The organism is Paenibacillus sp. TY11, assembly GCF_059772165.1.
The window spans coordinates 4,267-21,659 of record NZ_JCBAIQ010000036.1 but is presented as its reverse complement, the minus strand read 5'-3'; the positions used below and the strand labels follow the sequence as shown (position 1 = coordinate 21,659).

Sequence of the window (17,393 nt, the reverse complement as noted above, 5' to 3'; positions counted from 1 at the left end):
CGAAGCTGGTGCTGACGCAATCACATCTGGCGGAGCAAGCATTGCTGAGTTTCGACGGCCAGGTGCTGGTGCTGGATCATCTGGAACAGGCTGGCAAGGACATGTACCACGAGGATGGCTCGAATCTGGAGCCACTGGCCGGGCCGCGTCATATCGCCTACGTCATCTACACCTCCGGTTCGACCGGAAAACCGAAAGGCGTGATGGTGGAGCACCATTCCGTTTTGAACCGGATTTTGTGGATGCATGATCGTTACGGTTTGAGCGCGGGAGATACGATTTTGCAGAAAACCGCCTTCACGTTCGACGTGTCGGTGTGGGAGCTGTTCTGGTGGTCGATGGTCGGCTCGAAGGTAAGCCTGCTGTCGGTAGGTGGAGAAAAGAATCCGGAGGACATCGTGGAGGCGATTGCCTATGGCGGGGTCAGCACGGTGCACTTTGTACCTGCGATGCTGCATGCGTTCCTGGAGTACGTGGAGCAGCAGCCACGGGAAGTGATGCAAGCGAAACTGGCAACGCTGCGCTATGTCTTTGCCAGTGGTGAAGCATTGCCGCCGCAGCATGTCGCCCGGTTCCAACGGCTCGTGTCGAGCCTGGCCGGAGCGAAGCTGATCAACCTGTATGGTCCAACCGAAGCGACGGTGGACGTATTGTACTTCGATTGCGAGCCTAATGAAGCCTATTCGGTCATTCCAATCGGGAAACCGATTCAAAACATTCGTCTGTACATCGTGAAGGAAGGCACGGAGCAATTGCAGCCGATTGGGGTTGCGGGTGAGCTGTGCATCGGCGGTGTCGGCGTAGCCCGAGGTTATCTGAACCGTCCGGAATTAACGGCGGAGAAATTCGTCGCCGATCCGTTTGCGGGTGACGAAGCGGGCTATGAGCGGATGTACCGCACAGGCGATTTGGCGAGATGGATGCCGGATGGAAATATTGAATATCTGGGCCGGATCGACCATCAGGTGAAAATCCGCGGCTACCGGATTGAGCTGGGCGAGGTGGAATCGCAACTGTTGAAGGTGGAATCCGTAAGAGAAGCCGTCGTTATGGCTCGTGCAGACGAAACGGGACAAAAACAAATGGTGGCCTACTATGTCGCGGGGCAAGAAATTGGTGCCAGCGAGCTGAGAAGTGAGCTGGGCCGGGAGCTGCCAAGCTACATGGTGCCGTCCTACTTTGTACAGCTGGAGCAGATGCCGCTGAGTCCAAACGGCAAAATCGACCGCAAGGCCCTGCCAGCACCAGAAGGCAGCCTGCAAAGCGGAGCCGACTATATTGCACCGCGCACATGGGTGGAAGTGAAGCTGGCACACATTTGGCAGGATGTGCTGGGCCTGGCGCAAGTCGGCGTGAAGGAAAACTTCTTTGAGATTGGTGGACATTCGCTGCGAGCGACGACGCTGGCCTCGAAAATTCACAAGGAGCTGAACAAGCCGCTTCCCCTGCGCAGTATTTTTGAAGCACCAACGATTGAGCAACTGGCAGTCGTCTTGGAAAGTCTGGATGAAGTGGCGTATGCGTCCATTCCGGTGACCGAAGAGCGCAGCTTCTACCCACTGTCCTCGGCGCAAAAACGACTGTATGTGCTGCATCAGTTTGACCCGAATGATGTGAACTACAACATGCCGTCGGTGCTGCAAGTGAGCGGTCCGCTGGACGTGAAGCGAGTAGAGGACGTATTCCGTCAACTAATCGCCCGTCATGCGACCTTGCGTACCCGCTTTGAGATGGTGGACAGTGAGCCGATGCAATGGATTGAGGACACCGTGCCGTTCGAAGTGGAATATACGAAGGTACAGGCAGAGGATGCGACTGCGGATACAGATCAGGACACAACTACAGATACGTACACAAGGGTCAACATAGAAGCGCAACAGCTGGTGCAGAGCTTTGTCCGTCCGTTCGATCTGAAAGCTGCGCCGCTGCTGCGGGTAGGCTTGGTGAATCTGGGCGCACAAGGAGCAGAGCAAGAACCACAGCATCTGCTCATGCTCGACATGCACCATATCGTTTCGGATGGTGTGTCGATGGAGGTACTGACCGATGAATTTGTCCGCTTGTATGGCGGTGAAGAGCTATCGCCATTGCGGATACAGTACAAAGACTATGCGGTATGGCAGCAAAGCGAAGCCCATCAGGAGTGGATGCAGCGTCAGGAAGCGTACTGGCTCGACACCTTCCGGGGCGGAGTGCCTGTGCTGGATCTGGCAACCGACTTTGCCCGTCCGGCGGTGCAGAGTACGGCAGGGGATACGATCGAATTCGGACTGGAGCGTGAAGTTAGCGAACGCCTGAAGGAACTGGCGGCGCAAACAGGCTCTACGCTGTATATGGTGCTGCTGGCGGCATACACCACGCTCTTGCATAAATACACCGGCCAAGAGGACATCGTAGTCGGCACGCCGATTGCCGGCCGACCGCATGCGGAACTCGAGAGTCTGGTAGGTGTATTCATCAACACGCTGGCAATTCGCAATTATCCGTCTGGTGACAAATCGTTCCTTGATTACTTGCAAGAGGTGAAGGAGCATGCGCTCAGTGCTTATGAGCATCAGGACTATCCTTTTGAAGAGCTGGTTGAAAAGCTGAATTTAACGCGGGATACGAGCCGGAATGCGCTGTTTGACACGATGTTTGAGTTGAAAACATTGGAGCAACAGGAGTTCCAGCTGGAAGGTCTGACCCTGAATTCGTATCCGCTGGAAAATAATACGGCCAAATTTGATCTGAGCTTGGAGGCAATAGAGCAGCCAGAAGGTATTCTGTGCAGTCTGGAATACAGCACGGCGCTGTATAAGCCAGAGACCATTACGCGATTTGTACAGCATTTTGCGGAAATCGTACGTGCAATTATACTGCATCCGCAGCAGCCACTGGCAGCTTTGAATATCGTAACCGTCGAGGAAAAAGAGCAACTCATCTACGGTTTTGGAGAAGTGGGAGTAACGGATGTTGCTGCTGTTGAAGCAGGAGCACTGTTCCATACCTATGTGGAAGAACAGGCGCAGCTTGTACCGGATCACGTGGCGGTTGTGTACGAGGAGCAGCAGCTTACGTACCGGAAACTGAACGAGCGTGCGAACCAGTTGGCTCGGAGATTGAGAAATGAAGGCATTGGACGCGAGTCGATTGTCGGCATTTTGAGTGAACGCTCGGTAGAGATGCTGGTCGGTGTATTGGCGGTGTGGAAGGCAGGAGGCGCATATGTGCCGCTGGATGCAGACTATCCGTCCGAACGTATCCGCTTTATGCTGGGGGATAGTGGTGCGACGGTGCTGCTGACCCAAATCGCATTACAGGAACGTGCACAGGCCTTGGCCGGAGGGCAGACTGAGGGCGAGTTGGAAACAGCGGCTGGCGCTGAAACGATGGATAGAGACAGCCTTAATGAAGGCGTAAGCTTGAAATCAGATTCGTCACCTGACAGCGAAGCAGCATCCGAATCCGTAGCGAACTTGCGTCTGCATACCGTACTGGCGCTGGACGATGAGTCGCTGTATACCGGGGATGCCACGAATATCGAGCCGATCAATGAACCACAGGATCTGGCGTATGTGATCTACACCTCCGGAACAACAGGACGTCCGAAGGGCGTTATGATCGAGCATCGCAGCCTGGTCAATACGGCTGCGGCGTATCGTCGGGATTACCGTCTGAACCAGTTCCCGGTACGTTTGCTGCAACTCGCAAGCTTCTCCTTCGACGTGTTCGTCGGGGATATCGCGCGGGCGCTCTATAACGGCGGCACGATGGTTATTTGTCCGAAAGACGACCGCATTGATTTTAGCCGTCTGTATGGCTGGATTCACAACTACCAAATTACGGTGTTCGAATCCACACCGGCCTTGATCGTACCGTTTATGCAGCATGTGTACGAGCATAGACTGGATATGAGCAGTCTGGAATTGCTGATCACCAGCTCAGACAGCTGCAGTGTGGCGGATTACCGGGTGCTGCAAGAACGGTTTGGCGCAGATATCCGCATTATGAACAGCTACGGCGTCACGGAAGCGGCAATTGACTCCAGCTTCTATGACGAAGATTTGTCGAAGCTGCCAAACAGCGGCAGTGTACCGATTGGGCAGGCGTGGCTAAACGCACGCTTTTACATCGTGGACAGCCAGCTGAACCCGGTACCGATCGGTGTACTGGGCGAGCTATGCATTGGCGGAGCCGGGGTTGCACGTGGGTACCTGAACCGTGCAGATCTGACGGCCGAGAAATTCGTAGCGAACCCGTATGTACCAGGTGAACGATTGTACCGCACAGGTGACTTGGCGCGGTGGATGCCGGACGGCAATGTGGACTTTATCGGCCGGATGGATGATCAGGTCAAAATCCGGGGCTTCCGGATTGAACTGGGTGAGGTAGGAGCGCAGCTGCTGACCGTGGATGGCATTCAGAAAGCCATCGTCACCGCCTGGGAAAACGAAGACGGAGACAAGGATCTGTGTGCGTATGTCGTAGCCTCAGCAGCGCTGAATTTGCCAGAGCTGCGCAACATACTCCAGCCAAAACTGCCGGGCTATATGATCCCGACCTATGTCGTACAACTGGAGCAATTCCCGCTGACACCAAACGGAAAAATTGACCGCAAAGCGTTACCTGCGCCGGAAGCGCGCCTCGAAGGAGGCACGGAGTACGTTGCACCGCGGACATCGCTGGAAGAGCAACTGGTACGTATTTGGCAAAGCGTTCTGAATCGTCGGCGAATAGGCATCCAGGATAACTTCTTTGAAGTGGGAGGACATTCTCTGCGCGCGACAACACTGATGGCGAAAATCCATCAGGAGCTGAATCACAAGCTGGCGCTGCGAGATATTTTCCAATATCCGACGATTGAGCAGTTGGTGCAGGTGATGGGAGAAGATCAGACACAGCAAACGTATGTATCTATACCTGTTGCGGAAGAGCGCGCATATTATCCCGTTTCCTCGGCGCAAAAACGGATGTACGTTCTGAGTCATCTGGAAGGCGGAGAGGTTAGCTACAATATGCCGGGAGCTTTGATTATTGAAGGTTCCTTGGATAAAACGCGACTGGAGCAAGCTTTCCGGCAGCTGATTGCCCGTCATGATGCCCTGCGAACCAGATTCGAGATGGTGGATGGCGAGGTCATTCAGCGGATTGAATCCAACGCCAAATTCAACGTGGAGCATGTGCAGGCAAGCGAAGAAGAGACACAACAGTACGCACTGGACTTTGTACGCGCATTTGATCTCGCGCAAGCACCGTTGCTGCGGGTTCAACTGGTGGAAAACGGACCGGAACGTCACGTCATGCTCTATGACATGCACCATATTATTTCGGATGGCGTCACGGAAGGAATTATCGTGCAGGAGTTCTCTCAATTGTATGAAGGCAAGGAACTGCCGCCACTCCGCATCCAGTACAAGGACTATGCCGTTTGGCAGCATGCAGATATGCAAAGTGAACGTCTTCGTGAGCAAGAAAGCTATTGGCTGAAAACCATGGCTGGTGAGATTCCGGCGCTGGATATGCCAACGGATTTTGCAAGACCCGCCGTACAGCGTCTCGAAGGAGCCCGATTGGAATTTGCGATCAGCCTGGAGGACAGCGAGCAATTGAAACAGCTGGCCGCGCAAACGGGATCAACCTTGTACATGGTGTTGCTTGCAGCGTATAGCACGCTCTTGCATAAATATTCGGGGCAGGAAGACATTATCGTCGGCACGCCGATTGCCGGAAGACCGCATGCGGAACTGCAGGGCTTGGTAGGCGTATTCCTCAACACGCTGGCGATCCGCAATTATCCGTCTGGCGACAAAACGTTCCTGGATTATCTGCAAGAGGTGAAGGAGCATGCGCTCAGTGCTTATGAACATCAGGAGTATCCTTTTGAAGAACTGGTTGAAAAGCTGAATTTAACGCGGGATACGAGCCGGAATGCGCTGTTTGACACGATGTTTGAGTTGAAAACATTTGAGCAGCAGGAGTTCGAACTGGAGGGTCTGACCTTTAAAACATATCCGACGGACAATAACACGGCCAAATTTGATCTGACCCTGGATGCAATAGAGCAGCCAGATGGCATTCTGTGCAGTCTGGAATACAGCACGGCGCTGTACAAGCCTGAAACCATCGCACGATTAGCCAAGCATTTTACCGAGCTTGTTCGTGCCATTACACTGCATCCACAGCAACCACTGGCAGCTTTGGATATGGTGACCGTCGAAGAGAAGGCACAAATCATCTACGGCTTTGGAGATGTGGGGGTATCGGATGTTGCTGCTGTTGAAGCAGGAGCTTTATTCCATACCTTTGTGGAAGAACAGGTGCAGCTTGTACCGGATCATGTGGCGGTTGTGTACGAGGAGCAACAACTGACGTACCGGAAACTGAACGAGCGTGCGAACCAATTGGCTCGTAGATTGAGAAATGAAGGCATTGGACGCGAGTCGATTGTCGGCATTTTAAGTGAACGTTCAGTGGATATGCTGGTCGGTGTATTGGCGGTGTGGAAGGCAGGAGGTGCGTATGTACCGTTAGATGCGGATTATCCGTCCGAACGTATTCGCTTTATGCTGGAGGACAGCGGCGCAACAGTGCTGCTGACTCAAACAGGCTTGCAGGAACGTGCACAGGGTTGGCTGGAGGAAAGCCAATGGGCATTGACCGGAGGCAAGGCCGAGGGCCAACTGGAAACAGCGGTTAGCGCTGAAACGATGGAATCAGGTAATCTCCATGGAACCCTGAATGGAACAACAGATTCGCCATCTGACAGCGAAGCAGCATCCGAACCGGCAACGGGGCTGCGTCTGCATACCGTGCTGGCGCTGGACGATGAGTCGCTGTATACCGGAGACACCACCGATATCGAGCACATCAACGGACCGCAGGATCTGGCCTATGTGATCTACACCTCCGGGACAACAGGACGTCCGAAGGGCGTCATGATTGAGCATCGGAGCTTGGTGAATACGGCTGCGGCGTATCGCCGGGATTACCGTTTGAACCAGTTCCCGGTACGATTGCTGCAGCTGGCAAGCTTCTCCTTCGACGTGTTCGTTGGGGATATCGCACGAACTTTGTACAACGGCGGCACGATGGTCATCTGTCCGAAGGACGATCGAATTGATCCAAGTCATCTGTATGGCTGGATTCGTGATGTTCAGATTACGGTGTTCGAATCAACACCGGCCTTGATCGTACCGTTTATGCAGCATGTGTATGAACAGGGTCTGGACATGAGCAGTCTGGAATTGCTGATTACCAGTTCGGACAGCTGCAGCGTGACGGATTACCGGGTGCTGCAAGAACGGTTTGGCGCAGATATTCGCATTATTAACAGCTACGGTGTGACGGAAGCGGCAATCGACTCCAGCTTCTACGATGAAGAGCTGTCGAAGCTGCCAAGTAGCGGCAGTGTGCCGATTGGTCAGGCGTGGCTGAACGCACGCTTCTACATCGTGGACAGCCAGCTGAATCCGGTGCCGATCGGCGTACTGGGCGAGCTATGCATCGGCGGTGCCGGGGTGGCACGCGGGTACCTGAACCGTGCGGACCTGACGGCCGAGAAATTCGTAGCAAACCCGTACGTACCGGGTGAACGATTGTACCGCACAGGCGACTTGGCGCGGTGGATGCCGGACGGCAATGTGGACTTTATCGGCCGGATGGATGATCAAGTGAAAATCCGGGGCTACCGGATTGAGCTGGGCGAGATTGAAACGGCGATCCAGCGTGTGCCAGGTGTGCGTCAAGCGGTGGTCATCGACTGGACAGACGAGCGTGGACATAAGTATTTGTGCGGGTACATCACGGGAGAAGCCGAGCTGCGAATTGAGGAGGTACAGGCACAGCTGGAAGCGGGTCTACCAGCACACATGGTGCCAGCACGGTTGATGCGACTGGAGACGATCCCGCTGACCAGCAACGGCAAAATCGACCGGAAAGCCTTACCGGAACCGGAAGGCAGTATCCATACGGGAGCAGCCTATGTGGCACCGCGTACCAAGGTGGAGCAGGTACTGACTGCGGTATGGGCCGGGGTGCTGGGTGTCGAAACAGTAGGCACGCAGGATAACTTCTTCGAACTGGGTGGCGATTCGATCAAGGCCTTGCAAGTATCGTCCCGATTGCTGCAAGCAGGTTATCGACTGGACATGAAAGACCTGTTCAGCCATCCAACGGTGTCTGCATTGGCGCTGAAAATCCAATCGGTGACCAGATTGGCGGATCAGAGCGAAGTGGTGGGCGCTGTGAAGCTGACACCCGTTCAACAATGGTTCTTTGAGCAGAACCTGACGGATGCTCATCATCATAATCAGTCCATTATGCTGCATAGCAAGGATGGTTTTGATGAAGCGGCACTGCGCACAGCGATGGATCAAATGGTTAGCCATCACGATGCACTGCGTATCATTTTCCGTCCTACGGAGCACGGATATGAAGCTTGGAACCGTGCGGCTGGTGAGGGCGAGCTGTATACGCTGGATCGGGCCGACTTTAGAAATGAGTCTGAGGTATCTGCGGCGATCGAGGCTAAAGTGAATGAAATTCAAGCGGGTATTCATCTAAGCGAAGGACCGCTGGTGAAGCTGGGGCTGTTCCATTGCCCAGATGGTGATCATTTGCTGATGGCTATTCATCACTTAGTGGTGGATACCGTATCCTGGCGCATTTTGTTCGAAGATATTACGACAGCCTATGAGCAGGCATTGAACGGACAAGCGGCTCGTCTTCCGCACAAAACGGATTCGTTCCGCACCTGGGCTGAGGGCCAGTCTCAATATGCGAACAGTCCGGCCATGACAGCAGAACTCACATTCTGGCAAGAAATTGAACAGGGCATGTATGAGCCGCTTCCAAAAGACCAGCCACAGTCCTATTCCTTGAATAGGGACAGCGAGATCATTACGGTCACGTGGACAGCTCAGGAAACGGAGCAGTTGTTAAAACAGGCGCATCGTGCCTACAACACGGATATAAATGATTTGCTGCTTACCGCATTGGGAATGACAATTCATCGCTGGGCGGGCATGGAACGAGTGCTCGTCAACCTAGAAGGTCATGGACGGGAGTCCATTTTGCCAGAGCTGGATATTACGCGCACGGTTGGCTGGTTTACGACTCAATTCCCGGTTGTGCTGGATATGAGCGTGGGGCAAGATCTTTCACAGTGCATCAAACAGGTGAAAGAAGGGCTGCGTTGCATTCCGCAAAAGGGCATTGGCTACGGTATGTTGAGATACCTGTCCGCAGCACGTGAGCAAGAGCGTTTTGTAACCGAACCGGAAATCAGCTTTAATTATTTGGGACAATTTGACCAAGATATGCAAAATCAATCCATTGGCGTATCTCCTTACTCTAGCGGTGCAGAGCTTAGCGCACATGCAGCCAGATCGCACACGCTGGATATGAACGGGCTGATTTCCGAAGGCGAACTGCAATTGACGATCAGCTACAGCCATCAGGAATATCGCCGTGAAACGATGGAGCAACTAGCTGAAGAGTTTAGAATCAGTTTGCGGGAAATCATTACGCATTGCGCAGGCCGCAAACAGCAGGAGCTGACGCCAAGCGATGTCATGCTTAAACATGTAACCATGGCCGAACTGGATCAGTTGGTAGAGCGGACTCGTGACATGGGGGAACTCGAAAATGTATATGCGTTAACGCCGATGCAAAAAGGGATGTTGTTCCATAGTCTGATGGATGCAGCGTCAGGGGCTTATTTTGAACAGACGACCTTTGATTTGCACGGACGCTTCCAAGCGGATATTTTCCAAGATAGCTTGAATCAATTGGCGCAGCGGCATGAGATATTTAGAGCCAATTTCATCAGCGGTTGGCAGGATGAGCCTGTACAGGTCATTTTCCGCCATAAGGATGTCGGCTTCACCTATGAAGATTTGCGTCATTTGGATGATCAGGAACGTGACGCGTATGTGAAGGAATTTATTCGCAAGGACAAGGCAGCCGGATTCGATTTATCCCGGGATGCGTTGATGCGCGTGGCGATTTTACGGACCGGTGATGAGGATTATTATTTTGTGTGGAGCTCTCATCACATCTTGATGGACGGCTGGTGTGTGGCGTTGGTCACGGATGAGGTGTTTGAGGCTTATTTTGCAGCCGTGGAGCATAGAGAACCGAAGCTCGCCCCCGTTACTCCATACAGTCAGTATATTGAGTGGCTTGAAGCACAGGACGTAGAAGCAGCATCTGCATACTGGAAGGATTATTTGCTCGACTATGATCAGCAAACTTCGATTCCGACCGGAAAAGTAGGCGTGAAAGCGGACGGTGAACAATTTGAGCATGTGCTGTGCGATCTGGGCAAGGACTTGACTCGACGCATGGATATGGTGGCCAAGCAGCACCACGTGACCCCGAATACATTACTGCAAACGGCATGGGGCTTACTGCTTCAAAAGTACAACGGCAGTGATGATGCAGTCTTTGGCGGTGTAGTGTCTGGTCGCCCGGCTGATATTCCAGGTATCGAACATATGGTGGGCTTGTTCATTAACACCATCCCAATACGTATCCGCAGTGGAGCTGAGGACACATTTGCCGACCTGATCAGAGCGAATCAGCAGCAGGCGCTGGCTTCTCAAGATTATGAAACGTATCCGCTGTATGAAATTCAAGCCTTGACCGAGCAAAAGCAAGAGCTGATCAACCACATTATCGTGTTTGAAAACTATCCGGTAGAGGAGCAGGTCGAGCAGCTTGGCGAAGGTGCAGAGTCGGATTTTGAAATTCGCAATGCAGGCATGATTGAACAAACCAACTATGATTTCAATCTGGTCGTCATGCCACAGGAAGCGATGAAAATCCGATTTGAATACAATGCGAAGTTATATGATCGTGAAGCCGTTGAACGGACTCAGGGCCATCTGGTACAGCTGTTGGAGCAGGTGGTGGCGAAGCCGGACATTCGGGTGCATGAGCTGGATATGTTAAGCGAGCAGGAACGCGAGCAAATTCTCAGTGTATGGGGAGACACAGCCGCCGAGTATCCAAGTGAGCAAACGATCCATGGCTTGTTCGAGATACAAACGGCGCAGACACCGGAGCAGGCAGCGTTGTTCTTCGAAGGAGAGCAGTTGACCTATCGCGAGCTAAATGAACGCGCGAATCGTCTGGCACGCACCTTGCGCAGTCAGGGCGTGACGAAGGATCGTCTGGTCGGTCTGATGACCGAGCGTTCGGTAGACTTGATCGTGGGGATCTTAGGCATTTTGAAAGCCGGGGGTGCATATGTCCCAATCGATCCGACGTATCCGGAGGAGCGTATCCGCTACATGCTGGACGACTCGGGTGCGAAGCTGTTGTTAACGCAAAACCATCTGGTGGACAAAGCAGCTTTTGACGGTAACGTGCTGGTGCTGAATGGGGCACAGGGTGTGTATCACGAGGATGGTTCCAATCTGGAACCGTTGTCTGGTCCGAACGATCTGGCCTATGTCATTTATACGTCGGGTACGACGGGGCAGCCGAAGGGCGTTATGGTGGAGCATCGTAATGTCGTACGTTTGGTGAAAAATACAAACTACGCACAGTTGGATGCCGACACGCGCATTTTGCAGACAGGGGCTGTTGTCTTTGATGCATCCACCTTCGAAATTTGGGGGGCGCTATTGAACGCTGGACAGCTGGTGCTGGTGAGCCAGGATGTCATTTTGGACGCGTCCAAGCTTAAGGAAGCGGTCCGCAGCCATGGCATTACCACGATGTTTCTGACCACACCGCTCTTTAACCAGCTGTCCCAGCAGGATCTGGCACTGTTCGAGGGGATACGGGAGCTGCTGGTCGGCGGTGATATGATGTCCGTACCACATATGAACCGGGTGCTGGAGGCTCATCCATCCTTGCGGATCAGTAATATCTATGGCCCGACCGAAAATACGACCTTTTCCACAGTGCATGCGATCACTGGTATGCAATCGGAATCGGTGCCAATTGGCAGACCGATCCATAATTCGACAGCGTATGTCGTGGACCGTTCGATGCGGCTTCAGCCTGTCGGGATATGGGGTGAGCTGATCGTCGGCGGTGCCGGGGTGGCACGTGGATACCGCAACCGTCCGGACCTGACGTCCGAAAAGTTCATCGACAGCCCGTTCCGCAGCGGAGAACGCTGCTATCGCACAGGCGACCTGGTACGCTTGAATGTGGACGGGACGCTGGAATATAAGGGACGGATCGACGCACAGGTGAAAATTCGGGGCTATCGGATCGAACTGGGCGAGATAGAAACGCAGCTGCTGAAGCTGGAAGCGGTGCAAGAAGCTGTGGTCATCGCGCGTGAAGATGAGCAAGGGCAGAAGCAGCTGTGCGCTTATGTGGTCGCCGATGGGGAAGTTGTGGCAAGTGAGCTGCGCAGCGCTTTGAGCCAGAAGCTACCGGGTTACATGGTCCCTTCCTATCTGGTACAGCTGGAGCAGATGCCGTTAACTCCGAATGGAAAAATCGACCGAAAGGCACTGCCAGCACCGGAAGGCAGCCTGCAAAGTGGAGCGGATTATGTCGCACCGCGGACATGGGTGGAAGTGAAGCTGGTACAAATTTGGCAGGATGTGCTGGGTCTGGCGCAGGTCGGCGTGAAGGAAAACTTCTTTGAGATTGGCGGACACTCGCTGCGGGCGACGACGCTGGCCGCGAAAATTCACAAGGAGCTGAACAAGCCGCTTCCACTACGCAGTATTTTTGAATCACCAACAATTGAACAATTGGCAGTCGTACTAGAACATCTCGATCAAGTAACATATGCGTCCATTCCGGTAACGGAAGAACGCAATTTCTACCCATTATCTTCGGCGCAAAAACGACTGTATGTGCTGCATCAGTTCGACCCGAATGATGTGAACTACAACATGCCGTCGGTGCTGCAAGTGAGCGGACCGCTGGATGTGAAACGGGTAGAAGACGCGTTCCGTCAATTAATCGCCCGTCATGCGACCTTGCGTACCCGCTTTGCACTGGTGGACAGTGAGCCAATGCAATGGATTGAGGACACCGTGCCGTTTGAGGTGGAATATACAAAGGTACAGGCAGAAGATGCGACTACGGATACAGATCAGAACACAACCACGGATACGGACACGATGGTCAGCCAGGAAGCACAAGAACGGGTGTGGCAGTTTGTACGTCCGTTCGATCTGCAAGCCGCTCCGCTGCTGCGGGTAGGCTTGGTAGATTTGGGTGTACAAGGAACCGAGCAGGAACCGCAGCATTTGCTCATGCTCGACATGCACCACATCGTCTCGGACGGCGTGTCCATGGGAGTGCTGACCGATGAATTTGTCCGCTTATACGATGGTGAAGAGCTTTCGCCATTGCGTATACAGTACAAGGATTACGCGGTATGGCAGCAAAGCGAAGCCCATCAGGAATGGATGCAACGTCAGGAAGCGTACTGGCTCGACACCTTCCGCGGTGAGCTGCCTGTACTGGATATGCCAACCGACTTTGCCCGTCCAGCGGTGCGAAGCACGGCAGGCGATACCGTGGTATTCGGACTGGAACGTGAAGTCAGCGAACGGCTGAAAGAACTGGCGGCAAACACAGGCTCCACGCTGTATATGGTGCTGCTGGCAGCGTACACTGCACTCTTACACCAATACAGCGGGCAAGAGGACATCGTAGTCGGCACGCCGATTGCAGGACGACCGCATGCAGATTTGGAGCCGATCCTCGGGATGTTCGTCGGTACGTTGGCATTGCGAAACTATCCGACAGCGGAACATACCTTCCGCAGCTACGTGGAAGAAGTGAAAGTTCGCGCCTTGCAAGCCTACGAACATCAGGACTATCCATTTGAGGAACTGGTGGAAAAGCTGAACGTGAAACGGGATATGAGCCGCCATCCGCTGTTCGATACAATGTTTACCCTGCAAACGACTGAGGAAGGCGAGCTAAAGCTGGCGGACCTGAGCTTCCGTCCATACGGCTTAGAACAAACGCCAGTCAAGTTTGATTTGATGATGGAGGCCAGTGAGGAAGAGGCAGGTATCCAATTCGGATTGCAGTATGCAACCGCGTTGTATCGACGGGAAACCGTGAAACGGATGACACGCCACTTTATTCGTTTGGCCGAAGCGGTGGCGGCGAACCCGGATGCGAAGCTGGGTGAGCTGGAACTGATTACGGCGGAAGAAACCGAGCGGATTCTGAAGGTGTTCAATGATCCGAATGCGCACAGCGTGCTTGGAGCACTACAAGGCCGTTCGCTCAGCGAGCGCTTTGAAGAGCAAGCAAAGCACAGCCCTGAGCGGATAGCAGTCGTGTCTGGGGACACAGCACTGACCTACACTGAGCTGAATGAGCGTGCGAACCGATTGGCCCGTGTGTTACGAGCGGAAGGTGTCGAAGCAGACCAACTGGTAGGCGTATTGCTGGAACGTTCTGCGGATATCCTGGTAAGCATTCTGGGGGTACTTAAGGCTGGCGGCGCGTATGTGCCGATGGATACGATGTATCCGCAGGAACGCATCGACTACATGCTCCAAGACAGCGGGGCAAAGGTCGTGATTACAAGCAGAGTCGCCCATCTCTCGCTCAGCTTGCCATCCACCGTACGGGCTGTAATCCTTGATAATGAGGACGTTCAGGCCCAAATGAACGAACAGGATGCGAGCAACCTGATCCCTGTCGCCGGCCCGTATAACCTGGCCTATATGATTTACACGTCAGGTACAACCGGTCAGCCGAAAGGCGTCATGATCGAGCAGGGCAGCGTCAGCAATCTGGTAGACGCTTTATTGGAACGAGTATACAGCCGTTATGAACAGCCGCTTCATGTCGCATGGCTGTCGGCATTTGTATTTGACGCTTCGGTCAAGCAAATCTTTGCCAGCTTGCTGTTAGGCCACACCTTGCATGTGGTATCCCGTGACGTCAGCCTGAGCGGGGAGCATTTGATCACCTACTACCGCACGCACCGGATCGACCTGACGGACGGTACACCTGCGCATCTGCATATTTTGAACGAAAGTGTCAGTGTAACGGAAGCACCGGATGTGAAGCACTACCTGATCGGCGGCGAAGCGTTATCTGTGCAGCTGGTCAACGTGTTCCTGAACAAGTGGTCCGGGTACCGCCCGGTCATTACCAACGTGTACGGTCCGACCGAAACGACGGTAGATGCGACAGCTTATACGATTGAAGATGTGGAAGCCCTGAACGTACTGCTGGAAAAAGGGGAGCACACAGTATCCATCGGAACGCCGATAGCGAATCAGTCTGTGTACATCCTGAACAACCAGCAACAGCTGGTACCGATTGGTATCGCGGGTGAACTCTATATCGGGGGTGCAGGTGTCGGACGAGGATACCTGAATCTGCCGGAACTGACGGCAGAGAAGTTCATCCCGAATCCATTCGCCTCAGTCTCATTGGAAGCTGAACAAGCTCCAAGTGTTCATAGCCAACGCATGTACCGGACGGGTGACCTGGCCCGGTGGTTGCCGGATGGCAGCATCGAGTATCTGGGCCGGATCGACCATCAGGTGAAAATCCGGGGGTACCGGATCGAGCTGGGCGAGGTGGAAGCACAGCTGCTGACCGTGGACGGCATTCAGAAAGCGGTGGTCACCGCATGGGAAAACGAGGACGGGCACAAGGACCTGTGTGCCTATATCGTAGCTTCGGAGTCGCTAAGTTTGCCGGAGCTGCGGAATGCGCTGCAGCCGAAGCTGCCGGATTACATGATCCCGACGTATGTCGTACAACTGGATCGTTTCCCGCTGACCCCGAGCGGAAAAATCGACCGCAAAGCGTTGCCAGCGCCGGAAGCACGCCTCGAAGGAGGAGGCATGGAGTACGTCGCGCCGCGGACGCCGCTGGAAGCCAAGCTAGCCCAAATCTGGCAGGATGTATTGAAGCTGTCCAGCGTCGGCGTCACCGACTCATTCTTCGATATGGGTGGGCATTCCCTGCGGGCAACGACGCTGGTGGCCAAAATCCATCAGGAACTGGACAGTCGGATTACACTGCGTGAGGTGTTCCAACACTTTACGATTGAGCAGCAAGCCCAGCTCATAGCTACGCACGGCACAGACACCTACACGGTGATCCCTGCGGCGGCGAAACAGGAGTACTACCCGGTTTCCTCGGCTCAAAAACGACTGTACATTTTGAGCCATCTGGAAGGTGGGGATCTCAGCTACAATATGCCGGGTGTATTAACAGTGGAGGGACCGCTTCAGACCGATCGGCTGGAGGAAGCGTTCCGTCAGTTAGTGGCCCGCCATGAAACGTTGCGGACTTCCTTTGAAATGTTGGAAGGCGAGGTCGTTCAGCGGGTTTACGATCAAGTGGAGTTTGCAGTAGAGCACCTGCAGGCCAGTGAGTCCGAGGCCGAAGCCTATATCGAGTCCTTTGTACGCAGCTTCGATCTTCGTCAGGCACCACTGCTGCGTGTCCGTCTCATTCAAACCGGACCAGAGCGCCACCTCCTGATGTACGACATGCACCATATTATTTCAGACGGTGTATCGTCTAGCCATATCGTGCAGGAGCTGGTACAACTGTACGAGGGACAGGCATTGGAGCCGCTGCAAATTCAGTACAAGGACTATGCCGTGTGGCAGCAGCAGGAGATGCAGCGTGAGTCCTACCAACGCCGGGAACACTTCTGGCTGGAGCATTTAGCCGGAGAATTGCCAGTACTGGATTTGCCAATTGCTTATCCTAGACCTGCTGTTCGCAGCTTCGAGGGTGCGCTGTATGAATTTACAGTGGACCCGAATGTATCCGAGCAACTGCGCCGAATGGCGGCACAGACCGGAAGTACGATGTACATGGTGCTATTGAGCGCCTACACCGTTCTGCTGTCCAAATACAGCGGTCAGGACGATTTGATCATCGGTACGCCGGTAGCAGGCCGCTTGTTGCCTGAGCTGGAGCCACTGATCGGCATGTTCGTCCATACGCTAGCCATCCGGCATCAGCCGAAGGGCAACCAAACGTTCCACAACTATTTGTTGGAAGCCAGAGATCGTACGCTGCAAGCCTTCGAGCATCAGGATTATCCACTGGAAGAGTTGGTGGAAAAGCTGGATGTAGCACGGGATGCAAGCCGTAACCCGTTATTTGATACTATGTTTGTACTGGAAAATACAGAGTCGCCGGAAGCGAAGCTTGAAACGCTGTCCTTCAGTCCGTATGTTCAGGAGCATCGTATTTCCAAATTCGATTTGACCTTGTCTATGAGTGATGAAGACGGGGGGATCAAGGGTTCCTTTGAATATTGCACGAAGCTGTTTGGGGCAGACGCTATTGAACGATTGACGGAAGATTTGATAGCGATTCTGTCACAGGTTGGGGCCAATCCAGATTTGCTGTTAAGCGATATTCAGGTGACCTCCGACGACAAACCGGAAGGCTTCTCACCGGATTCCATCGACTTTGTTTTCTAA

The 17,393-nt window shown here is 53.7% G+C and carries 1 protein-coding gene (running past one end of the window); it reads left to right on the top strand.

The window, feature by feature from the left end:
* Positions 1-17,393, top strand: part of the annotated coding region (locus tag AC6EJC_RS25260; protein ID WP_444956294.1) for a non-ribosomal peptide synthase/polyketide synthase (this coding region is incomplete at its 5' end). The annotated region extends 13,325 nt beyond the left edge of the window; 17,393 of its 30,718 annotated nt are in view.